Consider the following 25,408-nt stretch of genomic DNA (forward strand, 5'->3'; position numbering starts at 1 on the left):
GCGGCCTGCGTCGCTCCCGGCGCGCTCCTGCGGCATGTCATGCAAGGTGCGGGTCATCGAAGGAGCCGTCGTCGATGCCTCAGAAGGGGTGGGTTGCACGGGCGCGCACACGACTCTTCCCTGACACGCGCTCGGCTCAGCTAGTGTCACAGAAGATGCGAGTTGCGCCGAAGCGCACCCGCTTGTTCCCTGACACGTGATTCGTTGATGTCTCAGAAGAGGGGGGTTGCCCGAGAGTGCACCCGCTTCTTCCCGGACATCCCAACGGACGAGGGTGGGCCCAGCCTGATGTCGGCGGTGGGGGTCAGGCGGTGGAGGGTCAGGCGGAGGGTCAGTCGGCGGATGCCGCGCGTCGGACATGACTGCGGGCGTGCTCGAGCGCAGCATCCATGTCGGCGAAGAGATGGTTGTGGTGACGCAGCGAGGCGAGCACCCCCACGGTGCGGAACAAACTCTCGTGCGCCGGCTGCACGCCCTTGATGAGCACGGTCACGCCGCGCCGCTCCAGTGCCTGCACGATGTCGGAGAGCGCGTGGGCGCCGGTCGCGTCGACGTGTTCGAGCTGGGACATCCGGAGGATCACGACCAGGGCATCGCGATCTTCGGTCACCTTCTCGAACACCCGCTCCGAAGAGGCGAACATGAGCGGACCGTCGATCCGCACGACGCTGATCCGCTCGTCGCCGTCCAGGGGCTCGCCGGGGACCGGCTCTCTGCGGACGCCGGTGCCGCGGGTGAGATTGCGGATCGCGAAGACGCCGGCGAACGCGATCCCGATGACGACGGCGACGATGAGGTCGAAGGAGACCGTGATGACGGCGGTGAGCACGAAGGCGGCCGCGTCCGACCGCGTCGAGCGCAGGATCGAGCGGACTGTGCCGGCGTGCACCATCCGCACCGCCGTGAGCATGAGGACGCCGGCGAGCCCGGCGAGCGGGATCAGACCCACCGGTCCTGACAGCACAAGCACGAAGAGCAGCAGGACGAGGGCGTGGACGATGGCGGACAGGCGGGATCGTCCGCCCGAGCGCACGTTGACCGCCGTGCGGGCGATCGCTCCCGTCGCCGGCATCCCGCCGAACAGTCCGGATCCTATCGAGGCGATGCCCTGCCCGACGAGCTCGCGATCGGGGTCATAGGGGCCGGTGTCGTCGAGGGAGGCCGCGACGCGCGCCGAGAGCAGGGACTCGATCGCGGCCAGCGCGGCGACCGTCGCAGCCGGCGCGGCGAGGGAGAGCAGGCCGGCGGGTGCGAGGGACGGGAGGACCGGCGCCGGCAGTCCGCTGGGCAGCGTTCCGATGAGAGCGAGCGGAGTGGGCACCAGGGCGCACAGGGCGGTCACGACGACGATCCCGACGAGCGATCCGGGGATGCCGGGGCGGATGCGCTGGGCGATCAGCATGCACGCGATCACGATCAGTGCTGCGCCGACGGCCCACGGGAGGTAGGACCAGTCCGTCGTCGAGAGCGACTGGATCGCGGCGACGAGGGCGTTGGAGCTGTGGGATGCGGCATCCGGCTGATGCCCGGATGTCAGCGAAGGCACCTGCTGCAGGAAGATGATGATCGCGATCCCGAGGGTGAAGCCCTCGATCACCGGCCAGGGGATGATGCCGACGGCGCGCCCGAGTCGCAGCGCTCCGGCCGCCAGGACGATGAGACCCGCGAGGATGCTGACCAGCGCTACGGCGCCTGCACCTTGGGTCGCGACGATCGGCAGCAGGACGACCACCATCGCGCCCGTCGGACCCGAGACCTGTACGGGGGAACCCCCGAAGATCGCCGCGAGGAACCCGGCGACGATGGCGGTGACCAGGCCGGCTTCAGCGCTGAGGCCGGAGCTGACGCCGAAGCCGAGGGCCAGCGGGAGCGCGACGATGCCGACCGTGACGCCGGCGACCAGATCGCCTCGCCACGTGCGCCGCAGAGCGCGGTAGTCGTCACGCGAGGGGAGCAGGCTGCGGATGCGGGCGACGGCCCTGGTCGGAGCGCTCATCGGGTCGGTGCGGTCAGCGCTGGCGTCGTGATCGCGGGGAGGGCGTTCGCCTCGTCGAGCCGTTCGCCGTCGTTGCGGAGGATCTCGAGCAGGAGGGCGCGCGCGATCCCGAGCATCTCGGCCGTGCGGCGGTCGGCGAGCGAGTAGAAGACATGGCTCGCCCGGCGGTCGGACACCACGAGCCGGTAGCGGCGCAGGACCGACAGATGCTGGGAGAGGTGCGAGGCCTCCAAGCCGGTGGCGTCGAGGAGGTCGGCGACGCTGAGCTCCTCGGACTCGGAGAGCAGCTCAAGGATCCGGATGCGGAAAGGATGGGCGAGGCCCTTGAAGAGGTTCGCCTTCACCTCGTAGAGCGGGCGATGAGCATCATTGAATGGCATGATCAATTCATCATATCGCGGTTGATCTGATCGCCCGACGCGTGCTCGAATCGTCGGTCTGGTTCGGTGGCGGGCCGGAGAGGTGTCTCGTCTGGTCGCCTCGCGGTGGGCGAAGCAGCCAAACGAGCCACCTCTCCGTTCGAGACCTGACCAGTTGGGGCACCCGGCCGACTGCGGCGTGATGTCGCCGAAGGTCGGGATCACAGGGCGGGTGACCGGAGGGGCACCTCGTCTGGTCGCCTCGTGATGAGTGAAGTAGCCACACGAGCCACCTTGCGGCGGGGGAAGTGACCACACGAGCCACTTCGTCGCTCGAGACCCGCCCGCTCGGGACGGGGCTCATCCGAGCAGCAGCGACAGCACGGTCGCGCCGCCGCCGCCGAGGATGAGCGCGATGATCGTCACCCAGGCGACGATGCGGATGCGGCGGTTACGACGTTCGCCGAGGTCGCCGTAGTCGTCGTCGAGCTGATCGAGATCCGTCATCGGTGACTCCGTTTCGACTCGCTTCGCTCGCTCAACGAGCGGGTAGTGGTTCTCGCTCAACGAGCGGGTGGGGAATGAGTGTTGTTTGCTCGGTGAGCGTGGGGGAATGGACGGTGCTTGGTCAGTGGACGGTCGGGGGATGCTGCTTGTTCGGTGAGCAGGTGGGGGATGGATGTTCTTGCTCAACGAGCGGTGCGGGCGGCGGTGCTCGATGGACGGGTGACTGTGCTCGGCGGGCGGGTGGGGATCGTTCGACGGGCGGTTGGCGTGATGCTCAGGCGCCGACAGGTTCCGCGACGGTCGGGCCGAAGTACGTCGGCAGGGTGGCCTGCGAGCGCTCGCGCAGCTCGGCCGCGGAGAACGTGAAGACGTCCTGCACCTCGAGCTGCGACTCCGTATCGGTCACGCCGATGCGCAGCACCGGGTAGCCGCGTCCCTCGCAGAGCCCGCGGAACTTCACGTCGTCCTCGCGGGGGACGGTGACGAGCACCCGGCCCGTCGACTCCGAGAAGAGGGCGGTCGCGGCGTCCACGCCGTCCCGCTCCATGATCCCGCTCAGCCAGACGCGCGCACCGACCCCGAAGCGCATGACGCCCTCGGCGAGGGCCTGGGCGAGGCCGCCTTCGGAGAGGTCGTGCGCGCTGGAGACGAGCCACTCGTCGCGGGCCGCGGCGATGAGGCCGGCCAGGCGCTTCTCCGCGGCGAGGTCGACCTTCGGCGGGAGGCCGCCGAGGTGGTCGTGCACGACGTCGGCCCACGCCGAGCCGGACAGCTCGGTGGAGGTCGTGCCGAGCAGGTAGATGTTCTGGCCCTCGTCCTGCCAGCCCGAGGGGATGCGGCGCGAGACGTCCTCGATGAGCCCGAGCACGCCCACGAGCGGTGTCGGGTGGATCGGCACGTCGCCGGTCTGGTTGTAGAACGAGACGTTGCCGCCCGTCACGGGGGTGCCGAGTGCGAAGCATCCGTCGGCCAGCCCGTCGACGGTCTGGCCGAACTGCCACATGACCTCGGGGTTCTCGGGCGATCCGAAGTTCAGGCAGTCCGTGATGGCGGTGGGGACGGCCCCCGTGACGGCGACGTTGCGGTAGGCCTCCGCCAGCGCCAGCTGCGCGCCCGCGTAGGGATCGAGCTGGCAGTAGCGGCCGTTGGCGTCGGTCGCGATGGCGAAGCCGAGACCGGACTCCTCGTCGACGCGGATCATGCCGGCGTCGTCGGGGAAGGAGAGCGCCGTGTTGCCGAGCACGTAGTAGTCGTACTGGTTGGTGATCCAGCGGGTGTCGGCGAGGTTCGGGCTCGCCACGAGCGACAGGAACTGGTCGCGCAGCACCTCCGGCTCGTTCGAGCGGGGGAGCAGCTCGGCGGCATCCGCCTGCAGCGCGTCGATCCACGTCGGGTAGGCGACCGGGCGATCGTAGACCGGACCGTCGACCGCGACCGTCGACGGGTCGACGTCGACGATGCGCTCGCCCTGCCAGTCGATGACGAGGCGGCCGTCGCCGGTGACCTCGCCGAGGACGCTGGTCTCGACGTCCCACTTCTTCACGACCTCGAGGAAGGCGTCGAGCTTCTCGGGGGCGACGATGGCCATCATGCGCTCCTGCGACTCCGACATGAGGATTTCCTCGGCCGTCAGAGTGGGGTCGCGCAGCAGGACGTTGTCGAGGGAGACGTGCATGCCGCTGTTCCCGTTCGCGGCCAGCTCGCTCGTCGCGCAGGAGATGCCTGCGGCACCGAGGTCCTGGATGGCCTCGACGAGCTCGCCGCGGTAGAGCTCCAGGCAGCATTCGATGAGCACCTTCTCCGCGAAGGGGTCGCCGACCTGCACGGCTGGACGCTTGGTCGGGCCGCCGTCGGCGAAGGTGTCCGAGGCCAGGATGCTCGCACCGCCGATGCCGTCGCCGCCGGTGCGGGCGCCGAAGAGGACGACCTTGTTGCCGACGCCGGTGGCGTTGGCGAGCTTGAGGTCCTCGTGGCGGAGCACGCCGACCGCGAGGGCGTTGACGAGCGGGTTCGCCTGGTAGACGGCGTCGAAGACCGTCTCGCCGCCGATGTTCGGCAGACCGAGGCAGTTGCCGTAGAAGCTGATGCCGGCGGTCACGCCGTGCACGACGCGCGCTGTGTCCGGGTGGTCGATCGCGCCGAAGCGGAGGGCGTCCATGACGGCGACGGGGCGCGCGCCCATCGAGATGATGTCGCGGACGATGCCGCCGACGCCCGTGGCCGCGCCCTGGAAGGGTTCGATGAAGCTGGGGTGGTTGTGCGACTCCGCCTTGAAGGTGACGGCCCAGCCCTCGCCGACGTCCACGACGCCGGCGTTCTGCCCCATGCCGACCATGAGGCGCTCCTTCATCTCGTCCGAGACCTTCTGGCCGAAGCGGCGCAGGTAGTTCTTCGACGACTTGTAGGAGCAGTGCTCGCTCCACATAACGGAGTACATCGCCAGCTCGCCGGAGGTGGGGCGACGGCCGAGGATCTCACGGATGCGCGCGTATTCGTCATCCTTCAGGCCGAGGGCGCCGTAGGGCTGCTCCTTCTCGGGAGTCGCGATCGCGTTGTCCACGGAGTCGGGGACATGCTGACGAGCGGATGCTTCAGGGGTGGTCACGCGCACTCCAAGGGGAAGGGCCGGGCGGGGCGGTGTCCAGTCTACCGGCGGTTCAAGCGCTTGAATCTGCGTCGCGTGCGCGGCCTCGAAACGCCTCGGCCTTCGCCCTCATGGGCTGAGCCCGCGCGGATAACGCCTCGTCCGGGTGGAGGCAAGCCCCTCTGTCTCGACAGAACGCCGGGGTAGCAAGGCCAGGTGGGACAGGAGACGACATGACTGCAGGCGACATCGAGACATTCCACCGGGGTGGCACGTGGTTCAACCGGACCGTAGGGCAGTCGCGCACCCTCGGCGCCGGCTTCGAGAGCCGGGAGGACGCCGTCCACGTCGGGCGGAGTGCCGCTGCGGCCAGACAAGTCGCGCATGTCGTGCGCGATGAGGATGGACCGGGCGACGACCGAGGGGTCTCCGGGATGCATCCGCGCGAGGCGGCGCTCTGACTGGGCAGGGGGCATGGTCACGGTCGTGACGCGAGTTCCTCAGCGCCTCCGGCGGTCATGAGACGCTGAGCGAGGCCCGTCGCGGCATCCGACAGCGCCGCGGGGCCGACGATCGTGAACGGCGCATCGAAGCGTGCGACCGAGGCGAGCACGCCGATCCACGACCAGGATCCGACGTGCACGCGGCAGACGCGCTCGGAGACCTCTGTCACCGAGTCCTCGTCGATCCATGGAGCGACCTGCGAGAGGGGCAGCTCGAGGAGGATCTCGCCGACGCATGGCCAGCGGTCCTCGGCATCCGATCCCTTCGTCCTGGCGGCGAGAAAGGTCTGGGCGTCGGGCGAGGGAAGGGTGCGGGGCGTGAAGGAGGGACCGTGGGGCACGCGCGGATGCAGCCGGTCGAGCCGGAAGAAGCGCCAGGCGCCGCGTTCCAGGTCCCATGCGATGAGGTACCAGCGGCCGCGGCGGGCGACGATGGCATGCGGCTCGGCGCGGCGGGCCGGCCCATCGGCCGATCCGTAGTCGAAGCGCAGCACCTGCCGCTCGCGGACCGCGCCGCTGACCGACTCGAGCACGGCGGCGTCCGCACGGGCATCGTTCGCGGTGTCGGAGAAGCGGATGCCGTCGACGCGGTGCCGCAGGCGCGAGGGCATCACCTGTCGCACGGTGGCCAATGCCCGTTCCGCTCCCTCGCGGACGTCGATCCCGCTGGACGGGATGGTCTGCAGAGCCACGGCGATGGCCACGGCCTGGTCGTCGTCGAACAGCAGCGGCGGCAGCTCCGAGCCGGCGCTCATCCGATATCCACCGTCCGGCCCCTTCATCGCACTGATCCGGTAGCCCAGTTCGCGCAGGCGGTCGATATCGCGGCGTACCGTGCGCGCGCTCACGCCGAGTCGATCGGCGAGCACCCGGCCCGGCCAGTCGCGCCGTGACTGCAGCAGCGACAACAGCGTGAGCATGCGCGAGGACGTCGGAGCCATGTCCTCATTCTCGTCCGGAAGAGGTCGGAAACTGACCGCTTCTGCTGTGATCGTTGGTCCGACGGCGGGATCCCGCCGCATGAATCCGAGAGAAGGGCATCTCCATGAGCATCACGACCACCACGCATCTCAACTTCCGCGGCAGCGCGCGTCAGGCGCTCGAGTTCTACGCCGCCGTGTTCGACGGTCAGGTCACCGTCGTCGCCTACGGCGATCTCGGGATGCCGGCCGACGTCCCCGGCGCCGACAAGATCATGTTCGGTCAGATCGAGAACGCCGCCGGCTTCCGTCTGATGGCGTACGACGTTCCAGGGCAGGACGACCAGGACGCCGCCGCCATCGCCGGCTCGACGCGGCGTGAGAACGGCACGACGATCACCGATCGCACGTTCTTCCAATCGGTGCGCGCCGACTCTCTCGAGGAGATCGCCGTCTTCTGGGAGGCATTGGCGCAGGGGGCTGAGATCATCGAGCCGCTCGCGGCGTCCGCCTGGTCGCCGGGATTCGGCATGCTGACGGACCGTTTCGGCGTCACGTGGGTGCTCGATGTGCAGGCGGCCCCCGCGGGTTGAGGGGGCAGGGGCGGATGCGGACTCGGCATCGGTGGTGTTCCGGCATCCGGCATCCGGCGCTGGAGAGGAGGACGGCGACGGCTCCGAAGCTTTGGGCCCGTCGCCGTCCTCCTCTCCAGCGCGTTGCCCGAGAGGATCAGTCTTCGCGGCGCGAGCGGTCCACGAGGCGCCAGGTCGCGGGGAGCAGCAGTGACATCGCGACGATCTTCACGGCGTCGCCGATGAGGAACGGCGCAACGCCGAGCGTGAGCGCCGTTCCGAGGTCGACGCCGAGGAAGGCGGCGAGCCAGGGGACGCCGCACGCGTAGATGGCGAGCGATCCGATGGCGGCGAGAGCGAGGGTCGACCAGATCGTGCGGTCGGAGCGACGGCGAGCGAGGGCGCCGACGATGAGGGATGCTGCGACGTAGCCGAGGATGTAGCCGAACGAGGAGAACGCCCAGCCGGATGCGCCGTGTGCGAAGAGCGGCACGCCGATGAGGCCGAGCGCGAGGTAGAGTCCCGCGCTCGCCGTGCCGCGCAGCGGGCCGAGGGCGGCACCGGTGAGCAGCACGGCGAAGGTCGCGAGCGAGATCGGCACCGGGGTGAACGGCAGGGGGATCGTGATGTAGCCCGCGACGGTGATGAAGGCCGTCCCGGCGAGTGTGAGCGCGATGTCGCGGACGCGGGCGCCGGGAACGAGGTCGGCCAGGACGGGAGACGGGCGGGATGCGGCGATGGACATGATTTCCTCCTGAACAGCGTTCACTTGAACACCGTTCAGGTACACTAGCACCATGACACCAGGGGAGCGGAATGCACGTGGTGACGTCGTCGATGCGGCGCTTCGCGTGCTGGAAGAGCACGGGTTGCCCGGTCTGTCGATGCGGAGGATCGCCGAGGTCCTCGAGGTGCAGGCGGGCGCGCTCTACTGGCACTTCCCGAACAAGCAGTCGCTGCTCGCCGCGGTGAGCGAACGCATCGTCGCTCTCGGGCCCGACGATGCTGCGGGTGGTCTGCTGTCGATCGCGACAGCGCTGCGTGCTCGGCTGCTCGCTCATCGCGACGGCGCGGAACTCGTGTCGAGCTCGCTCGCATTGGGGCTTCTCGAGCTGCCGAGTCGCGGGCTGCTCATCGACGCCGCTCAGGATGCCGGCCTGGATGCGCGCTCGGCGGCGATCGCCGCCGACACGATCGTTCATTTCGTCATCGGCTCGACGTTCCATGAGCAGCAGCGCATCCATGCGGCCGTCGTCGGTGCGGCGGATGCCTCCGTCGATATCGTTCCGAGCCGGATCGGCGATGAGGGGGATGCGTTCGCCGAAGGGCTTGCGATGGTCGTCGCCGGGGTTCGGGGTGCGGTGCGGTCCGCACGCTGAGTGACTTCCGTCTGGTCGCCAATGTGTGCTGTGCTCCCGTTTGGCCGTCGTCGGTTTGATTGACTCCTGCGGGGGAAACATGCGATGGGGTCAAGTCCATCTACACGGGGAGTACGCGAGACGCTGGGCGAGGTCGTCGCTGTTCGAAGAATCATCCCCGCCTACGCCGGGAGCGTGGCCACCGTGACCAGAGACCCCAGAGGGAGAATCATCCCCGCCTACGCGGGGACGGCGAGCACTACGACCTCACCATGCGCCAGCTCTATTACCAGGGATCATCCCCGCCTACGCGGGGAGCACTCCCGGCCTTGTAGGCGAGGGGAGAGCGGGGGCGGATCATCCCCGCCTACGCGGGGAGCACGCAAGCGTTCCGGACGCGCGGTTGTATGCGCCGGGATCATCCCCGCCTACGCGGGGAGCACTCTGCGACACACGGCTGCATCACTGGCAATCAGGGATCATCCCCGCCTACGCGGAGCACGACGAGCGCCGGGTGAACTTCGGGTATGCCTTCGGATCATCTCCGCCTACGCGGGGAGCACGGAACCGGAGACCACGCGAAGCGGCCGGGGTCCGGATCATCCCCGCCTACGCGGGGAGCACTCGCCCTTCACGGTCTGGAACCAGCCGTGCTCGGGATCATCCCTGCCTACGCGGGGAGCACATGTCGGGCCTGTCCACCCGGGTCTCTGACGGGGGATCATCCCCGCCTACGCGCGGGGAGTACCCGGGATCACCGTCGAGCTCGCCCCTGCGCCGTTGGATCATCCCCGCCTACGCGGGGAGCACATCGTGACCGATGAAGCGGTACCCGGAAACTGGGGATCATCCCCGCCTACGCGGGGAGCGCTCCTCGGGGACGACGACGCGGGCGTTGATCGTTTGCAGGGTCATGCGGGATCATCCCCGCCTACGCGGGGAGCACCAACAACGACAGGATCGTCAGCACGATCCGCACGGATCATCCCCGCCTACGCGGGGAGCACACCGACAACCTCGCCCAGTTCGAGAAGCCGCTGGGATCATCCCCGCCTACGCGGGGAGCACGCGTGTCGAGCCGTGACGCTCTCCCCGTCGTAGGGATCATCCCCGCCTACGCGGGGAGCACCTTCTGGATGATGGACCGGGACACGCCCAAGACGGATCATCCCCGCCTACGCGGGGAGCACGCTGAGGGTGGCGCGAATGTCGAAGATGGCGAGGGATCATCCCCGCCTACGCGGGGAGCACGACGACCCGACCGACGACGGAGTGCGCGCCGTGGGATCATCCCCGCCTACGCGGGGAGCACAGGGCGGCGTCTCCTGTAGCCATTGGGGTCTCCTGGATCATCCCCGCCTACGCGGGGAGCACCGTTCGAGCTTCTGGTCGACAAGTCTCTGCGTGGGATCATCCCCGCCTACGCGGGGAGCACACGGTGAAGCCGCAGGAGGACGGGTCGATTCGGGGATCATCCCCGCCTACGCGGGGAGCACCAGAGGACCATGCGCTCGCGGAGGGCCTTCGCGGGATCATCCCCGCCTACGCGGGGAGCACAGTGGGCCACGACCGCCGCGTCCAGCGTCGGCCGGATCAATCCCCGCCTACGCGGGGAGCACGGTCCGGCAGCGTGCTTGCTGGGCTTGTTGAAGGGATCATCCCCGCCTACGCGGGGAGCACTACTGGTCGCTGTGGTGTGACGGGTCGGGGCAGGGATCATCCCCGCCTACGCGGGGAGCACTCTCCGGATACGGACACCGCCGTGGTGAACGCGGGATCATCCCCGCCTACGCGGGGAGCACGGCGAGAACTTCTCAGAGCTCTGGCACTGGACCGGATCATCCCCGCCTACGCGGGGAGCACCTCGACGGAGGAAGCTGCGCCGAGATCGAGACGGGATCATCCCCGCCTACGCGGGGAGCACTTCACGGACAAGACGACGGTAGCGAACCGTAAGGGATCATCCCCGCCTACGCGGGGAGCACATCAAGCCGGCGTTCGATGCGATCGGTGCGGTCGGATCATCCCCGCCTACGCGGGGAGCACTTGACGATGATCGCCCAGTCCGACTCTGACCTGGGATCATCCCCGCCTACGCGGGGAGCACTTCGGGCTGCAGGACAGTGATGGCCACAACGTGGGATCATCCCCGCCTACGCGGGGAGCACGCCGCCTTCCTCCGGCCCAACAGCATCTTCAAGGGATCATCCCCGCCTACGCGGGGAGCACCGGTCGAAGCGGTCCAGAAGCTGGAACTCCCAGGGATCATCCCCGCCTACGCGGGGAGCACGCCGTGCCGGGGATCGCCTTGCCGAGTACGTAGGGATCATCCCCGCCTACGCGGGGAGCACCGGCAAGTACGCAACGACAACGGCGTCTGGCTGGGATCATCCCCGCCTACGCGGGGAGCACCCTCCATGAACCATCACTGACGTGTCAGTGCTGGGATCATCCCCGCCTACGCGGGGAGCACACAGCGATTTCGGCAATTTCTGACGCCTGTTTCGGATCATCCCCGCCTACGCGGGGAGCACCAGAGCGGACAGGGCGCGGTCGATCTGGTCCGGGGATCATCCCCGCCTACGCGGGGAGCACGCAGTGCCGACCCATTGGGAGCCGAGGTCGATGGGATCATCCCCGCCTACGCGGGGAGCACTTCCCGCTTCCTGCGGGATACGTTGTTGGCCGGGGATCATCCCCGCCTACGCGGGGAGCACTGCGAGCCACTGCTCGGTTGCCTCGAAGCGCCGGGATCATCCCCGCCTACGCGGGGAGCACGCCACAGAGATCGGTTGGCACGACCCGATGGTGGGATCATCCCCGCCTACGCGGGGAGCACGTCGCTCGGGGTCCCGCTGAAGGTCGCGATCAGGGATCATCCCCGCCTACGCGGGGAGCACGATGCGAAGTCCGCGTTCCAGTTCGACTTCGAGGGATCATCCCCGCCTACGCGGGGAGCACTCGACGGGAAGAACAAGCTCAAGGACCTCAAGGGGATCATCCCCGCCTACGCGGGGAGCACCCCTACGTCCCGCCGGCCGAGCGCGCGATCGCGGGATCATCCCCGCCTACGCGGGGAGCACGCGGCCGGCGTCACCCGGAGCGATGCGTAGTCGGGATCATCCCCGCCTACGCGGGGAGCACCAGCCGGGACACGGGGTTCATCGCGTCCAACAGGGATCATCCCCGCCTACGCGGGGAGCACGCTGACGGGGTTCTGCTGCTGGCGGATGCGGTGGGATCATCCCCGCCTACGCGGGGAGCACTCGAGCCGTTCCGATAGGCCGCTGATGCGCTGGGGATCATCCCCGCCTACGCGGGGAGCACGCTGGGCCTCTTGGCCCGGCGGACATCGCCCAGGGATCATCCCCGCCTACGCGGGGAGCACATCAGGTGCGGGTCCGCACCTGTGAGAGTCGCGGGATCATCCCCGCCTACGCGGGGAGCACTTGAGGATGCCGAACACGAAGTCGGCGAACGCGGGATCATCCCCGCCTACGCGGGGAGCACGGAAGGCGATCTGGGAGGAATTCACCCGTTTCCGGATCATCCCCGCCTACGCGGGGAGCACGCGGCCGATCCCGAATGGACCGCCGCCATCAACGGATCATCCCCGCCTACGCGGGGAGCACAGGCCGACCCTGCCGTCGACCGTCAGCGTGGCGGCGGATCATCCCCGCCTACGCGGGGAGCACGCCGCGGCGCTTCCCGCCGCATCCGTGCGGGCGGGATCATCCCCGCCTACGCGGGGAGCACGTTGCCTTTCGAGGTCCGGTAGCCCTCCTGCTGGGATCATCCCCGCCTACGCGGGGAGCACCCGGGCCACGCGCGAGCCGGACGGCGCGGTCATGGGATCATCCCCGCCTACGCGGGGAGCACGAGGCCGACGAAAGCGTTCTCGGACTGATCGAGGGATCATCCCCGCCTACGCGGGGAGCACGTGCCCACGCAACGGCGCTAGATCTACTCCCAGGGATCATCCCCGCCTACGCGGGGAGCACGTCTACTACGTCGTGGCGAAGGCATCCGGCTCGGGATCATCCCCGCCTACGCGGGGAGCACCTCATGGCCGCACAGGCATGGTGTCGGGACGAGGGATCATCCCCGCCTACGCGGGGAGCACACGATCGTGTGGTTGTCGGTCGCCGATACCGAGGGATCATCCCCGCCTACGCGGGGAGCACTTCGCTGGTGGCGCGGTCGGCGCCCGGGCGAGGATCATCCCCGCCTACGCGGGGAGCACAGGGCTTCGACGGTCAGGGTCCCGGCGGTGCCGGGATCATCCCCGCCTACGCGGGGAGCACTAGTGGCTGCCCATCATCGTCCCGGTGATCTCGGGATCATCCCCGCCTACGCGGGGAGCACGCGCTCGGCAACCTGCTCGAGTACGGCGGAATGGGATCATCCCCGCCTACGCGGGGAGCACCACTGCGGGCTGATGCCTCCTGAGGTTCAAGCGGGATCATCCCCGCCTACGCGGGGAGCACGGCGAGAACTTCGACGAGCTCTGGCACTGGACCGGATCATCCCCGCCTACGCGGGGAGCACTGGCCGTCGGACTTCACGCCAGGTCGCGGCGGGGGATCATCCCCGCCTACGCGGGGAGCACCTGATCGGCCTCGGCGCGGATCTCGCCGCCCAGGGATCATCCCCGCCTACGCGGGGAGCACACTGCCTGATCAGGCTATTCTCCCAGAAGTCTCCTTACGTTCCTTCACTTCTGTTCAGATGCCCACGAAGTGATCATCCGTGTCGCGCTGCGGAAGTCGCCCCGGGCCTAGGATGCGGTTGATGCCGATTCCAGCCGGGGTGAAGGGCGATGTGACCGTGGACGTGGACGTCGATCTAGGACAATCTCTCGGTAAGCGGGCGCGCAGCGTCTGGGCCAAGAGCCATCGTGATCGCGCGAAGGGTCCTGATCTTCTCGGATGGCTGCCGCTCTATCAGCATCTCGATGATGCCGCAGGGATCGCGGCACGCCTCTGGGATGAGTGGGCGCCCCGGTCTATCACGAGGATGCTCTCGGGAGCCTTCGGCGGCGAAGACGCTGCGCGTTCTCTTCTCGTCTGGCTAGCAGGCACCCATGATGTCGGCAAGGCTTCACCGGCATTCGCCATGCAGGAGCCGGAACTCGCGCAGGGCATGGTGAAGTTCGGTCTCTCTGTGCACCGTCGCCTCTCCGAGAGCGACGACCGCCGCCGTGCTCGCCACGAGTTGGTGAGTTTTCTCGCCATCCGCGAGTGGTTGCAGCGTAGCCATGCGTTCAGCGATTCGCAGGCGGAGCAGCTTGCGAGTGTGGCCGCCGCGCATCATGGTCGCCCTGCCGCACACCCCGAGATCAGTCTGGCCAGGGAGATGCCGCATGCTGTGGGCGATGCGCACTGGGCTGAGACACGGGAGGAAATCCTGGATGCCACCGTTCGCGCCTTCGTCGCAGACGGGATGATCTCGCGGTGGCGCGACGCGAAGATCACGCAACCTGCTCTTGCCGTGCTCAGCGGTCTTGTGATCGTGGCCGACTGGATCGCCAGTAGTGACTTGTTCCCATCTGCGCCGCTGGGAGCCGATCCAGGTCGTACGACCTCGGAGCGGGTGGCTTCCGCGTGGGCGGCGCTGCGCTTCCCGCGGCCGTGGGCTTCCTCACTGGAGACAACGGATCCGGCAGAGCTCCTGCTGCGTAGGTTCGACCTTCCCGCCGACGCACGGCCCCACCCCGCCCAGGCCGCCGTCATCGAGCAGGCACTTCGGATGTCCGGTCCCGAACTGATGATCCTCGAAGCCGAGATGGGTTCGGGCAAGACGGAGGCTGCCCTGCTCGCCGCCGAGATCCTCGCCAGCCGATTTCAGCTGGGTGGGATTTTCATCGGCCTGCCGACGCAGGCGACGGCGGATGGCATGTTCTCACGGATGCTGTCGTGGGCGGAGCGGTTGGACCTGGAGACGCCGGCGAACGTCTTCCTCGCCCGTGGGCGGGCAGAGATGAACCCCGAATACGCACGGAAGACGCGCGAAGCATACTTCCGCTCCATCGATGAAGAGTCAGGGAAGGCGGGGACGGGCGACGAGATGCTCATCGCCCATCGCTGGTTCAGCAATCCGCGCCGGGGTCCGCTTTCCGATTTCGTCGTCGGGACCGTCGATCAGGCGCTGTTCGCTGGTCTACGCAGCCGCTATGTGATGCTCCGGCATCTCGCTCTCGCAGGCAAGGTCATCGTCATTGACGAGGTGCACGCATACGACGAGTACATGGGGCAGTTTCTTGCACGGGCCTTGGAATGGCTCGGCGCCTATGGCGTGCCGGTCATCCTGCTTTCGGCCACCCTGCCCTCTGGCAGGCGGAGGGAGTACCTCGAGGCTTACGATCGGGGGCGTGACGCGCTGTCGCCTGCGCCTGCGGCGCCGAGGCTGTCCTGGGCGGAGAAGCGGGCTCTCGCGGAGAAGGGGCTTCCTCTTGCGGCGGACAAATACCAAGAGATAGCGAGACAGCTTCCCTACCCCTCGATCGTCGCGTCCAGCGCGGACGGACATCCGACTGCGGTCTTCCCGCCGACATCGCGCGAGTCGCGGGTAGTGCAGCTCGATCTCCTCACGGATGATCCGGCGGTGGTCGTCGGGATGCTGCGTACTGCCCTCCGCGACGGTGGCAACGTCGCGATCATCCGCAACACGGTGCGTCGCGCACAGGAGACGGCCGCCCTGTTGCGTGCTGAGCTTCCTGACGTCGAGGTGACGCTGACGCACTCACGATTCCTCGGCGTTGATCGTGCGCTTAAGGACCAGGCGCTCCTTGACACCTACGGCCGTGCCGGTGAGCGCCCGCAGAAGAGCATCGTCGTCGCGACCCAGGTGATAGAGCAGTCCCTCGACGTCGATTTCGACCTGTTGGTCTCCGACCTCGCTCCGATCGATCTTCTGCTGCAGCGCAGCGGGCGGATGCATCGACACGATCGACCGGAACGCCCCCGGCCGTTGCGGGAGCCGCGACTCGTGCTCACCGGTGCGAGCTGGGATGCCGGTGCCCCGGATTTCGACGGAGGAAGCGAGCGGGTCTACGGGCGTGCCGTGCTCCTGCGCACAGCGGCCGTGCTCCACGGGAGGGGCTCTCTCTCGATCCCCGACGACATCGCTCCGCTCGTCGAGCTCGTGTACGGCGACCGTACGGATTTCATCCCCGATGGGTGGCTTTCGTCGCTCGCGGATGCTGAGCGCGTGCGCATCGCAGCATCGACGGAGCGGATCCGGAACGCGAGGGCGTTCACGATGGGCCCGGTGAACGCCGACGATCCTTCGTTGATCGGCTGGGTGCATGGTGCCGATGTCGATCCTGAGCTCACGCCGCCGGGCAGAGGGACCGTTCGCGATGGTGAGGCGACGCTGGAGGTCATCGTGCTGCAGCGTGATGATGATGGCGTCCTACGCACCCCCGCCTGGTTGGAGCGAGATGGCGGTGTGCAGATCCCGGAGGCCGAGGTCCCGTCTCCCCGGCTCACTCGAACGATCCTCGGATGCTTCCTCCGGTTGCCGGCTGGCATGTGCCGGGGGAATGCCCTCGACTGGCACATCGACACCTTGGAACGCTCTTTCGACCTGCCCTACTGGCATGGCAGCCATGCCCTCAAGGGAGAGCTCGTCCTCGTGCTGGACGCTCGAGGGAGGGCAGCGCTGAACGAGTTCGATCTCAGCTACTCGCCGGAGGACGGCCTCGACTACGTCCGACGTGCGTCGATGTGACGTTCGCGCTTGCGATTGACGAATCCTAGATTTCAAACTTGACGAAATCTAGATTTCAGACTTGACGAGATCTAGATTTAAACCTTGACATTTTCTAGACTTCAGTCATGATCGAGTACCGACATCGTGTGGTTGACGCGGAACTGCGTGAGCGGATGGCCGTGATGGGCGCCATGCTCGTCGATGGCCCCAAAGCGGTGGGGAAGACATCGACGGCCGAGCAGCTGGCCGCGACGGTCACGCGCATGGACGTGGACCGAAACGCGCGCACGGCACTGGATGTGCAGCCGGAGCTGCTGTTCGCAGCTCCTACGCCGATTCTGTTCGACGAGTGGCAGGAAGCCCCCGAACTGTGGAATCTCGTGCGCCGTGCGGTTGACGATCGTGAGGAGAAGGGGCTGTATCTGCTGACCGGATCATCTCGTCCCCGCGACGATGCGCGCATGCATTCTGGCGCGGGACGCATAGGGCGGCTTCGGATGCGGCCCATGAGCCTCTTCGAGAGCGGGCACTCGCACGGGAGGGTCAGCCTTCGCGGAATCCTGGCGGGGGATGTCCCCGCAGAGCAGGGAAGCGGCATGACCGTCCCGGATCTTCTCGAGCGGATCGTCATCGGCGGATGGCCCGCTCTCCTCGGCGCTGATGAACGTGCGGCGCGGTCCTGGATCCTCGACTATCTGCGCAACGTCGCCGAGGTCGACGTTCCTGCACTGGGGCCACGCAGGAACCCCCGCAATATCGAGCGTCTGCTCGCCGCACTCGGACGGGCGGTTGGAACGCCGCTCAATCGTGCGGCTCTGGCCGCCGATATCGGCGGCGCGGCTGGGCCTCTTACCGCAGAGACCCTCGTCAACTACCTGGAAGCCCTGGACAGGCTCATGCTCGTCGAGCCCCTTCCTGCATGGCGACCGCATATGCGCTCGCGTACTCGGTTGCGGACCTCCGCAGTGCATCATTTCGTCGATCCGTCGTTGGGGGTGTCGGCTTTCGGCGTCGGCGTCGCCGAGTTGCAGGCGGACTTGAACGCGGCGGGATTCCACTTCGAGTCCCTCGTCCTGCGCGATCTGCGCGTCTACTCGCAGGGACTGGATGCGACGCTCTCCTCCTGGCGGGACTCGAGAACGGATGCCGAAGTCGACGTCGTGCTCGAACTCCCGAACGGCAGATGGGCGGGAATCGAGATCAAGCTGGGGGAGTCCGCGGCGGACGCGGGTGCCGAATCTCTGTTGCGCTTCGCCGGCAAGATCGACACCTCCCGGCACGGGGAGCCGCTGGCTCTGATCGTGATCACCGGCGGGCGGTTCGCGTACAAGCGTCCGGACGGGGTCGTCGTCGTCCCCGTCTCTGCACTGGGGCCGTAGGCGGGCAGAGCTTCCCATTCTCCTTCTCAGGGGCAGGGGGTATGGTCTGACGGACTCCCCGCACAGCGGGGATGACCCGACATGGTTGCATGAGGGTTTGTCCTCCCCGCCTCTGCGGGGAAATGAACAGGAAATCAACTATTAAATAAATACATGTTTGTAAGAGGGGAACGGAGAAAATTTTTCTTGCCTTTGGTGTGACACTCGCACTACGCTCCAATCACGGCTCAACACTGGCATCGCCCTCCGACATCGGGGGCATCGCCCGTCTCGCCGTCTTCCCATCCCGCAGAGGAGCAACGATGCCGGCAGGTGCGATCCGCCAGGAACGGACGAATCTCGTGGACGAGCTCGGCTGGATCCCTGTTCACTTCCTGGACGGCACGACGGCGGAGCTCCCTATCCGCGAGGTCTTCCACCGGGCACATGAGATCCGTGAGATCTCCGGCGAGGTCCCGACCCAGGGGTTCGCCATCCTCCGGCTCCTTCTGGCCATCCTGTACCGTGCCCCGGGTGGCGGACCGATCACCGTCGCCGTATGGCGAGCATGGCAGGAGAACGGTCTTCCCCTCACGGACCTCGACGAGTATCTCGATGCGTTCCGCGACCGCTTCGAGCTGTGCGACCCCGAGCGCCCGTTCTTTCAGGTCGCGGACCTGGCGACCGCGAAAGGGGAGCGAAAGGACGTCGCGCCGCTGATCTTCGACCTGCCGAGCAACAACCGGCTCTTCACCACCAGGTCCAGGGAAGGAGCTGCGGATCTCTCCTTCGCGGAGGCTGCGCGCTGGCTCGTGAACGTCCAGTCATTCGAGGTCAGTGGCATCAAGTCCGGAGCCGTCGGAGACCCACGAGTGAAGGGGGGTAAGGGCTATCCCATCGGAATCGGATGGGCAGGCCTCCTCGGTGGCGTCTATGCGCAGGGCCGAACCCTCCGCGACACCCTGCTCGCCAACCTCGTCGGCCATGATGCACTCCCCAATGCTCGTCCCGAAGGAGATTTACCACCGTGGGAGGACACGGCGCCCGACACCGCTGCTGAACGTGAAGGACTCCTCCCTCACGGGCCGGTGCGCCTCTATACGTGGCAGTCACGGCGTATCCGGCTCTTCGCCGAGGGCGACCGTGTCGTCGGATGCCTCGTCGCCAACGGTGACAAGCTCACCCCGCAGAACATGCAGGGCATGGAGCCGATGTCGGCCTGGCGCTACAGCGACCCGCAGACGAAGAAAGCGAAGCAGACCACGTACATGCCTCGCGAGCATCAGCCGGGGAGGGCGCTGTGGCGCGGCATAGGGGCGCTGCTGCCCGGTGTGTCCTCGCCGGTCCCGAAGAGCGATCTCGCGAGCAGTCTCCCCCCTGCGGTGGTCTCCTGGCTCGGACTGCTGGACTCACGCGGCTACCTGGAGGCGGCGGTGATCCGGCTCCGCTCCATCGGTGTCGTCTACGGCAGCAACAACTCCGTCGTCGACGAGATCCTCGACGACCAGGTGATCCTGCCTGTGGCCCTGCTGCGTGAGCGCAACCGTGCTCTCGCCCATCAGGCGGAGGAAGCCGTCCGGCTCGCCGACGACGGCGCTTATGCCGTCCGTCGTCTCGCCGAGAACCTGGAGCGCGCCGCGGGCGGCACAGGCGATGCATCCGGTGCGGGAGCAATCGAGCGCGCCTATGCCGAACTCGACCGTCCCTACCGGGAGTGGCTCGCAGGACTCGGTGAGAACGCCGACCCCCTGGAGGCCGTCGCGGAGTGGAAGAGTATCGCCCTCACCGTGTTGCGCGCGGTCGGCGATGAGCTGATCTCACAGGCAAGCCCTGCCGCATGGATGGGACGGGAGGTCTCGCGTGGCGGTCAGATCGAGCTGATCACGACCCCGCGCGCCGAGGGATGGTTCCTTCGGGCACTCGGCAAGACCTTCGGCACACCCATCAGAAAGGACGAGGCCGCGTGAACACGGCATCGACAGAGACGCTGACAGACCGGTTGCGTCGGCTGGTGGCCGGTCGAGCCTCCAAGCTCCAGACCGACTATCGAAACAATCTGAGCTCCGCCGTCGCGGACCTCGCCATCCTGCGGCGGGGGGTCGGTCGCCGTCCCGGCGAGGACGCCGAGTTGCTGGGAAAGACCGTCGCCGGTCTCCACCGCGAGACGAAGGGGCTTCCCGATGAGCCGACGAATGCAGAGCACGCGGCCCATGCCGCTCTGACGCTCTTCGCCCTGCACCAGCAGTCGCACAGGGAGGCGTCGATGCACCGCAAGGATTACTCCTTCGGTCGCTCCGCGCGTCTGCTTGGCCGTCGCATCCATGCCCAGGATGCAGTCAGAGCACGATTCACCGCAGTCGCCACAGCGACGAGCTGGGACGAGCTCGTTCACCATGCGCGTGGCCTCATCCAGCAGTTCCGTGCGCAGGGCATCCCGCTCGACTACGGACGGTTCGCGGTGGACCTGTACCGCCTGCAGTTCCCGGACTCCGCAGAGCGCGTCCGCCTGCGCTGGGGTCGCGACTACTACCGCGTGCTCCATCCGGAGGACGACGGTGAAGCCGAGGCAGCACCCACCGACGACTGACAGAACGATTCCCCCGACCCTTCTCCCGCTTGGAGCCAGCATGACCCGCACGATCCTCGACATCAACATCCTGCAGACTGTTCCGCCCAGCAACATCAACCGCGATGACACCGGAAGCCCGAAGACCGCCGTATACGGCGGCACCCGGCGGGCGCGCGTCTCGAGCCAGGCCTGGAAACGGGCCACCCGCCTGCTGTTCGAGGACATCCTCGATCGCGGTCAGCTCGGCGTCCGGACGAAGCGGGTCGTGGAGCTGGTCGGCGAACGGATCCTCCAGAAGAGCCCCGAGCTCGGCACCGAGCGGGCACAGGAGCTCGCGGGTCTCGCCCTCGCCGCAGCGGGCATCAAGCTGACCGCACCGCGCAAGTCCACGCCGGAGAACCCGCTTCCTGACGAATCCGGCTATCTGCTGTTCCTTAGCTCGCGCCAGGTCGATCAGGTGGCCGAGCTGTGCGTCCAAGCTGACGCCACCGATGATGCGAAGGCAAGCCTCAAGGGGCCTGAGATCAAGAAGGCCCTCGACACCGAGCACTCCGTCGACCTCGCGCTGTTCGGGAGGATGGTCGCCGAGGCCACGGACCTCAACGTCGACGCGGCATGCCAGGTCGCGCATGCCCTCAGCATCCACCCGGTCGACAACGAATTTGACTATTTTACGGCGGTCGACGACCACAAAGCGGGCGATGACGATGAAGACGCGGGCGCCGGGATGATCGGAACCGTCGAGTTCAACGCATCGACACTCTACCGCTACGCGACGATCGACGTGGATGCGCTGCAGCGCAACCTCGGCGACTCGGATGCGGCGCGCCGCGCCGTCGAGGCATTCGTCCGCGCCTTCACGACGAGCATGCCGACGGGCAAGCAGAACACGTTCGCCAACAGGACGCTTCCGAACGCGGTCGTCGTCAGCGTGCGCGACTCGCAGCCGGTCAACCTGGTCGGTGCTTTCGAGGAGGCGATCGTCACCAGGGACAGCCGCTTGGCGACGGCCAGTGCGCGCCTCGCGGCCGAGGCCGTCGACATCGACACCGCGTTCGGCACCACGCCGGTTAAGACGTGGGTCGTGCGCACCGGGAATGCGACAGAGGCGCTTGACACCCTGGGCGACAGGGTCGCTCTCGATGAAGCCATCCACCAGGTCGGCGAGGTCGTCTCCGATCGGCTCGAAGGCCGGCCGTGACACCACGAACGCTGCTCATCCGGCTTGCAGGTCCGCAACAGGCCTGGGGCTCGCGCAGTCGTTTCGCGACACGCGACACTGAGCGCGCGCCGACCAGGAGTGGTGTGATCGGCCTCGTCGCCGCAGCCCTGGGCCTGGAACGGACAGCTCCCCTCGACCGATTCGCATCGCTCCGCTTCGGCGTCCGCATCGATCGTCCCGGCCGTATCGAGCGTGATTTCCAGACGGCGCGAACCCTCGACGGGAAGACGTCCATGCCATTGTCGCAGCGGCGGTATCTGGCGGATGCGGTCTTCGTCGCGGGGCTGGAGGGCGAGGGCACGGAACTGCTCGACGAGATACAGAGCGCTCTGCGGCGTCCACGGTACCCGCTGTACCTGGGGCGAAGGGCGTTCCCGCCCGCAGGGCCGCTTCGGACGGAGATCGTCAACGGCCCCCTCCAGGATGCTCTCGAGAACTCCTGGTGGCCAGAGACGGTGGGGGGCGACACGTCACCACTGGAGATCCTCGTCGACGCGGTACCTGGAGAGGACCCGGACCTGACGCTGGAGGACATCCCGATCAGCTTCGACCCCCGACGACGGAGGTATGGGCGTCGCGACGTCCGGCTCGTGATTGCTAGCCGTCCTGGAGCGGGCGCAGCCGAGGCAAGACCGGATGCATCGGCATCCGGCGGTTTCTCGCTCCCCCCGCATGATCCGATGCTCCTCGTGAGCGACGAGGAGGTCTAATGTACCTGTCGCAGATCCAGCTGAACCCAAGGCGTCGTGAGGCCGCACGTGTCCTCGGGTCGCCGCATGTCCTGCACGCCGCCGTGCAGGCCGCGTTCCCCGACCCCGCCGCCCGCGAGTCGGGCCGCGTGCTCTGGCGGCTCGACACAACGGATCGGAGTACGCGCCTGTATATCGTGAGCCCTGAGCGACCCGATCTCACCCATCTCGCGGAACAGGCCGGCTGGCCGAGCATCGAGGACTCCTGGTCGGTCCGGCCGTACGGTCCCCTCCTCGAACGCATCGCGCCTGGGCAGCGCTATGCGTTCCGGCTGACCGCCAACCCGGTGCACAACGAGAGACTTCCCCATGGACGACGGGGCAAGGTCTACGGGCATGTCACCGCGACGCAGCAGGAGCAGTGGCTGCTCGACCGGCAGGAGCGTCTCGGGTTCTCCGTCGAGAACGCGATAGAGCCGGAATCCGGTCTGCCTTTTCCCGGCCCGTCCGGTGAGCCGGAGAAGGCTCTGACGGTCAGAGACCGTCGCACGCTGTCGTTCTCACGCCGTGAGACCACGGTGACACTGCGCGTCGCCACGTACGAGGGGCTGCTCACCGTGACGGATCGGACCGCGTTCGCGCATGCTCTGAGCTTCGGCATCGGAAGGGCGAAGGGCTATGGTTGCGGCCTCATGACGCTCGCTCGGGTGGGGTGACGGGTGGCGATCGGCGCGAAGCCTCCTTCGCTCCCCGAGCTGGTGCGGGCGCAGGACCGGCTGACCTTCATCTACCTGGAGAGATGCGCGGTGCATCGGGATGCCAACGCGATCACCGCGACGGACGAACGCGGAGTGATCCACATCCCCGCAGCGAGCCTCGGCGCGCTGCTGCTGGGGCCGGGGACGACCGTGACGCAGCAGGCGATGGTCCTCATGGCGGAGAGCGGATCGACGGTCGTCTGGGTCGGCGAGGAGGGCGTCCGCTACTACGCGCACGGGCGCTCGCTCGCGCACAGCTCGCGCCTGCTCGAGGCCCAGGCCGCACTCATGACGAACCAGTCGTCGCGGCTCAGGGTCGCTCGGGAGATGTATGCCATGCGCTTCCCCGGTGAGGACACCAGCGGGCTGACCATGCAGCAGCTTCGCGGTCGCGAAGGCGCCCGGATCCGCAAGGCCTACCGGGAGCAATCGCGGGAGCATGGTGTCGCGTGGAACGGGCGTACCTACGACGTCGAGGCGTTCGAGGACGGAGATCCCGTCAACCAGGCGCTGTCTGCGGCGAACACCAGCCTCTACGGCGTCGTGCACTCGGTCATCGTCGCCCTCGGATGCTCACCGGGGCTCGGGTTCGTGCACACCGGGCACGTCCGCTCGTTCGTTTATGACGTGGCCGACCTGTACAAGGCCGAGTTGACCATCCCGCTCGCTTTCGAGCTGGCCGCTGAGCAGCCCTTCGACATCCCCGGCGAGGCTCGGCGGCGCCTGAGGGACCGATTCCATGGCGGCACGTTCCTCGCGCGCTGCGTGCGCGACATCCGGCACCTGCTGCTGCCCGATGAACCCGTCGAGGAGGGCGACCTCGGTCTCCTCGACGAGAACGTCGTGCGGCTGTGGGACGGGTCGCGCCGTGCCGTCGCCGGCGGCGCGAACTACGACGACGGGCCGTTCTGATGATCGTGCTCGTCCTCACCGCGTGCCCGCCCGGCCTACGGGGCTTCCTGACGCGCTGGCTGATCGAGATCTCGGCAGGCGTCTTCGTCGGCAAGGTCACCCGCCGTGTGCGGGAACTCCTTTGGGAGCGCACGGTGGGGATGGTCCGCACCGGACGCGCGATCCTCGTGTTCTCGGCGAGGAACGAACAGGGACTGTCGTTCCTCGTTCACGGCCACCATTGGGAGCCGATCGACATCGACGGGATCACGCTGATGCTGCGCCCTTCGGAACAGCAAAGACAGCAGAGGGCGCCGGGCGGTGACTCCGCTCAGCGCCCTCAGCCGGCGATCGGTTGGAGCAAGGCCGCCCGCCGTCGCAGGACCTGACGGCGCCTCTACTGCACCGACCACCCTCCGTCGGAGGCGAGGATCGCGCCGTTGATGTTCACGGCGTCGTCCGAGAGCAGGAAGGTGATGGACGCCGCCAGGTGCTCGGCCGTTGCGACGGAGGGGATCGCCTGCTGGAACGGGGCGAGACGCCCGGAGCCGTACTCGGACATGTGCGGAGGCATCGGGATGCCGGTGGCGACCCCGCCGGGAGCGACGGAGTTCACCCGGATGCCCTTCGGGCCGTACATGAACGCCGCGGACTTCGTCACGCCGATGATGCCATGCTTGCTGGCCGTGTAGGCGTTGCCGGACGCGTTGCCGCGCAGGCCCGCCTCGCTGGATACGTTCAGGATCGCGCCGCGGCCGGCCTTCTCCATGATCGGCAGGACAGCGCGCATGAGCTTGAACGGGGCGGTCAGGTTGATCGCGATGACGCGGTCCCAGACGGCATCCGGGGTCTCGCCGGCGGGGGAGAAGTCGTCGTTGATGCCGGCGACGTTCGCGAGACCGTCGATGCGGTCGCCCGCGGCTGCGATGACCGCGTCGATGGCGTCCTGCTTCGTGAGGTCGCCGGCGACGGTGACCACATCGGGGAGCTCGGCTTTGAGCGCGTCGAGCTTGTCGGCGGCGATGTCGCTGGCGATCACCCTCCCGCCCTCCCGGGCGATGCGGGATGCCGTGGCCTTGCCGATGCCTGACGCTGCGCCGGTGACGATGACGGTCTTGCCGGCGAAGCGGCCGGAGGTCGGCTTCTCGACCCAGCCCTCGTCGGCATCCGCCTCGGGGATCTCCCCGCCGTTGGCGGAGCGGACCAGGTCGTCGACGACCGACTGCGGGAGGGATCCCTGGCTCATCGCCACGAGCTGCTGGAGCGGAAGGCCCAGCACGGGAGTGAGCAGTTCTGGATCGGCGCCGGTCTTCTCGAAGAGGCCGCGGATCAGCGGTCCTCCGACCGGATCGTTCAGCCATTCGCCGATGGTGGAGTGCGCGGTGAGGGCCATTCTCTTCTCCTTGTTC

The 25,408-nt window shown here is 67.8% G+C and carries 19 protein-coding genes and 1 CRISPR repeat array; of the genes, 12 read left to right on the top strand and 7 right to left on the bottom strand.

The genetic code is table 11. The features are described 5' to 3' along the window. Positions 1 to 331: 331 nt before the first annotated feature. The 4 genes from ACYVGQ_RS05810 to purL form a co-directional block, all read right to left on the bottom strand. Positions 332 to 1,996: a SulP family inorganic anion transporter gene (locus ACYVGQ_RS05810; RefSeq protein WP_460783604.1), complete on the bottom strand. Its 1,665-nt coding sequence runs from the start codon at positions 1,994 to 1,996 to the stop codon at positions 332 to 334. After that, positions 1,993 to 2,376, bottom strand: coding sequence for an ArsR/SmtB family transcription factor (locus ACYVGQ_RS05815; protein WP_460783605.1), 384 nt, complete (start codon positions 2,374 to 2,376; stop codon positions 1,993 to 1,995). Before ACYVGQ_RS05815 ends, ACYVGQ_RS05810 begins: the two co-directional genes overlap by 4 nt. A 339-nt stretch (positions 2,377 to 2,715) precedes the next feature. Beyond that, positions 2,716 to 2,862, bottom strand: a complete 147-nt coding sequence (locus ACYVGQ_RS05820; RefSeq protein WP_460783606.1) for a hypothetical protein — start codon at positions 2,860 to 2,862, stop codon at positions 2,716 to 2,718. Between the two features lie 274 nt (positions 2,863 to 3,136). Beyond that, a complete protein-coding gene (purL, locus tag ACYVGQ_RS05825) occupies positions 3,137 to 5,467 on the bottom strand; it encodes a phosphoribosylformylglycinamidine synthase subunit PurL (protein WP_460783607.1) in 2,331 nt (776 codons plus the stop codon). A 212-nt stretch (positions 5,468 to 5,679) separates the two neighbouring features. Here purL and ACYVGQ_RS05830 point away from each other — a divergent pair, with 212 nt between their 5' ends. Further along, positions 5,680 to 5,907 (top strand): DUF2188 domain-containing protein, encoded by a 228-nt coding sequence (locus tag ACYVGQ_RS05830; RefSeq protein WP_460783608.1) that lies wholly within the window; start codon positions 5,680 to 5,682, stop codon positions 5,905 to 5,907. A gap of 17 nt (positions 5,908 to 5,924) precedes the next feature. Here ACYVGQ_RS05830 and ACYVGQ_RS05835 read toward each other — a convergent pair whose 3' ends face one another. Continuing rightward, positions 5,925 to 6,890, bottom strand: coding sequence for a helix-turn-helix transcriptional regulator (locus ACYVGQ_RS05835; protein WP_460783609.1), 966 nt, complete (start codon positions 6,888 to 6,890; stop codon positions 5,925 to 5,927). A 104-nt stretch (positions 6,891 to 6,994) separates the two neighbouring features. Between ACYVGQ_RS05835 and ACYVGQ_RS05840 the strand changes: the two genes are divergently transcribed. Beyond that, positions 6,995 to 7,462, top strand: a complete 468-nt coding sequence (locus ACYVGQ_RS05840; protein WP_460783610.1) for a VOC family protein — start codon at positions 6,995 to 6,997, stop codon at positions 7,460 to 7,462. Between the two features lie 136 nt (positions 7,463 to 7,598). Here the strand turns inward: ACYVGQ_RS05840 and ACYVGQ_RS05845 are convergent, their stop codons facing one another. After that, positions 7,599 to 8,186 carry a biotin transporter BioY gene (locus tag ACYVGQ_RS05845; RefSeq protein WP_460783611.1) on the bottom strand — a complete coding sequence of 196 codons (588 nt, stop codon included), beginning with the start codon at positions 8,184 to 8,186 and terminating at the stop codon, positions 7,599 to 7,601. Positions 8,187 to 8,238: 52 nt separating this feature from the next. On the opposite strand from ACYVGQ_RS05845, the gene ACYVGQ_RS05850 reads away from it, so the two are divergent. The 10 genes from ACYVGQ_RS05850 to cas2e all read left to right on the top strand — a co-directional run bounded on the left by ACYVGQ_RS05850 (position 8,239) and on the right by cas2e (position 24,388). Further along, positions 8,239 to 8,820 (top strand): TetR family transcriptional regulator, encoded by a 582-nt coding sequence (locus ACYVGQ_RS05850; RefSeq protein ID WP_460783612.1) that lies wholly within the window; start codon positions 8,239 to 8,241, stop codon positions 8,818 to 8,820. 147 nt (positions 8,821 to 8,967) lie between these two features. Then, positions 8,968 to 13,469: a CRISPR direct-repeat array (repeat unit 29 nt; unit sequence GGGATCATCCCCGCCTACGCGGGGAGCAC). A gap of 151 nt (positions 13,470 to 13,620) precedes the next feature. Beyond that, the gene (cas3, locus tag ACYVGQ_RS05855; protein WP_460783614.1) at positions 13,621 to 16,530 is read left to right on the top strand and encodes a CRISPR-associated helicase Cas3'; all 2,910 of its coding nucleotides are present in this window, start codon (positions 13,621 to 13,623) and stop codon (positions 16,528 to 16,530) included. 107 nt (positions 16,531 to 16,637) lie between these two features. Then, positions 16,638 to 17,891: an ATP-binding protein gene (locus ACYVGQ_RS05860; RefSeq protein ID WP_460783615.1), complete on the top strand. Its 1,254-nt coding sequence runs from the start codon at positions 16,638 to 16,640 to the stop codon at positions 17,889 to 17,891. 302 nt (positions 17,892 to 18,193) lie between these two features. After that, positions 18,194 to 19,837, top strand: a complete 1,644-nt coding sequence (gene casA / locus ACYVGQ_RS05865; protein ID WP_460783616.1) for a type I-E CRISPR-associated protein Cse1/CasA — start codon at positions 18,194 to 18,196, stop codon at positions 19,835 to 19,837. Beyond that, positions 19,834 to 20,457: a type I-E CRISPR-associated protein Cse2/CasB gene (gene casB, locus ACYVGQ_RS05870; protein ID WP_460783617.1), complete on the top strand. Its 624-nt coding sequence runs from the start codon at positions 19,834 to 19,836 to the stop codon at positions 20,455 to 20,457. The genes casA and casB overlap by 4 nt, the downstream gene beginning before the upstream one ends. A 40-nt stretch (positions 20,458 to 20,497) precedes the next feature. Further along, on the top strand, positions 20,498 to 21,640 hold the full coding sequence (gene cas7e / locus ACYVGQ_RS05875) for a type I-E CRISPR-associated protein Cas7/Cse4/CasC (RefSeq protein WP_460783618.1): 1,143 nt from the start codon (positions 20,498 to 20,500) through the stop codon (positions 21,638 to 21,640). After that, the gene (gene cas5e / locus ACYVGQ_RS05880; protein ID WP_460783619.1) at positions 21,637 to 22,371 is read left to right on the top strand and encodes a type I-E CRISPR-associated protein Cas5/CasD; all 735 of its coding nucleotides are present in this window, start codon (positions 21,637 to 21,639) and stop codon (positions 22,369 to 22,371) included. Before cas7e ends, cas5e begins: the two co-directional genes overlap by 4 nt. Further along, a complete protein-coding gene (gene cas6e / locus ACYVGQ_RS05885) occupies positions 22,371 to 23,066 on the top strand; it encodes a type I-E CRISPR-associated protein Cas6/Cse3/CasE (RefSeq protein ID WP_460783620.1) in 696 nt (231 codons plus the stop codon). The genes cas5e and cas6e overlap by 1 nt, the downstream gene beginning before the upstream one ends. A gap of 3 nt (positions 23,067 to 23,069) precedes the next feature. Beyond that, positions 23,070 to 24,020, top strand: a complete 951-nt coding sequence (gene cas1e / locus ACYVGQ_RS05890) for a type I-E CRISPR-associated endonuclease Cas1e (RefSeq protein WP_460783621.1) — start codon at positions 23,070 to 23,072, stop codon at positions 24,018 to 24,020. Further along, positions 24,020 to 24,388 (top strand): type I-E CRISPR-associated endoribonuclease Cas2e, encoded by a 369-nt coding sequence (gene cas2e / locus ACYVGQ_RS05895; RefSeq protein WP_460783622.1) that lies wholly within the window; start codon positions 24,020 to 24,022, stop codon positions 24,386 to 24,388. Before cas1e ends, cas2e begins: the two co-directional genes overlap by 1 nt. Positions 24,389 to 24,396: 8 nt before the next feature. Here the strand turns inward: cas2e and ACYVGQ_RS05900 are convergent, their stop codons facing one another. Continuing rightward, positions 24,397 to 25,392 (bottom strand): SDR family NAD(P)-dependent oxidoreductase, encoded by a 996-nt coding sequence (locus tag ACYVGQ_RS05900; RefSeq protein WP_460783623.1) that lies wholly within the window; start codon positions 25,390 to 25,392, stop codon positions 24,397 to 24,399. Between the last annotated feature and the right edge of the window lie 16 nt (positions 25,393 to 25,408).

This window comes from Microbacterium tumbae, from assembly GCF_054780175.1.

Coding starts and splice junctions, on each gene's coding strand:
- ACYVGQ_RS05810 (WP_460783604.1), bottom strand. CDS start 1,996: ATGAGCGCTCCGACCAGGGCCGTCGCCCGCATCCGCAGCCTGCTCCCC.
- ACYVGQ_RS05815 (WP_460783605.1), bottom strand. CDS start 2,376: ATGCCATTCAATGATGCTCATCGCCCGCTCTACGAGGTGAAGGCGAAC.
- ACYVGQ_RS05820 (WP_460783606.1), bottom strand. CDS start 2,862: ATGACGGATCTCGATCAGCTCGACGACGACTACGGCGACCTCGGCGAA.
- ACYVGQ_RS05830 (WP_460783608.1), top strand. CDS start 5,680: ATGACTGCAGGCGACATCGAGACATTCCACCGGGGTGGCACGTGGTTC.
- ACYVGQ_RS05835 (WP_460783609.1), bottom strand. CDS start 6,890: ATGGCTCCGACGTCCTCGCGCATGCTCACGCTGTTGTCGCTGCTGCAG.
- ACYVGQ_RS05840 (WP_460783610.1), top strand. CDS start 6,995: ATGAGCATCACGACCACCACGCATCTCAACTTCCGCGGCAGCGCGCGT.
- ACYVGQ_RS05845 (WP_460783611.1), bottom strand. CDS start 8,186: ATGTCCATCGCCGCATCCCGCCCGTCTCCCGTCCTGGCCGACCTCGTT.
- ACYVGQ_RS05850 (WP_460783612.1), top strand. CDS start 8,239: ATGACACCAGGGGAGCGGAATGCACGTGGTGACGTCGTCGATGCGGCG.
- ACYVGQ_RS05860 (WP_460783615.1), top strand. CDS start 16,638: ATGATCGAGTACCGACATCGTGTGGTTGACGCGGAACTGCGTGAGCGG.
- casA (WP_460783616.1), top strand. CDS start 18,194: ATGCCGGCAGGTGCGATCCGCCAGGAACGGACGAATCTCGTGGACGAG.
- cas7e (WP_460783618.1), top strand. CDS start 20,498: ATGACCCGCACGATCCTCGACATCAACATCCTGCAGACTGTTCCGCCC.
- cas6e (WP_460783620.1), top strand. CDS start 22,371: ATGTACCTGTCGCAGATCCAGCTGAACCCAAGGCGTCGTGAGGCCGCA.
- cas2e (WP_460783622.1), top strand. CDS start 24,020: ATGATCGTGCTCGTCCTCACCGCGTGCCCGCCCGGCCTACGGGGCTTC.
- ACYVGQ_RS05900 (WP_460783623.1), bottom strand. CDS start 25,392: ATGGCCCTCACCGCGCACTCCACCATCGGCGAATGGCTGAACGATCCG.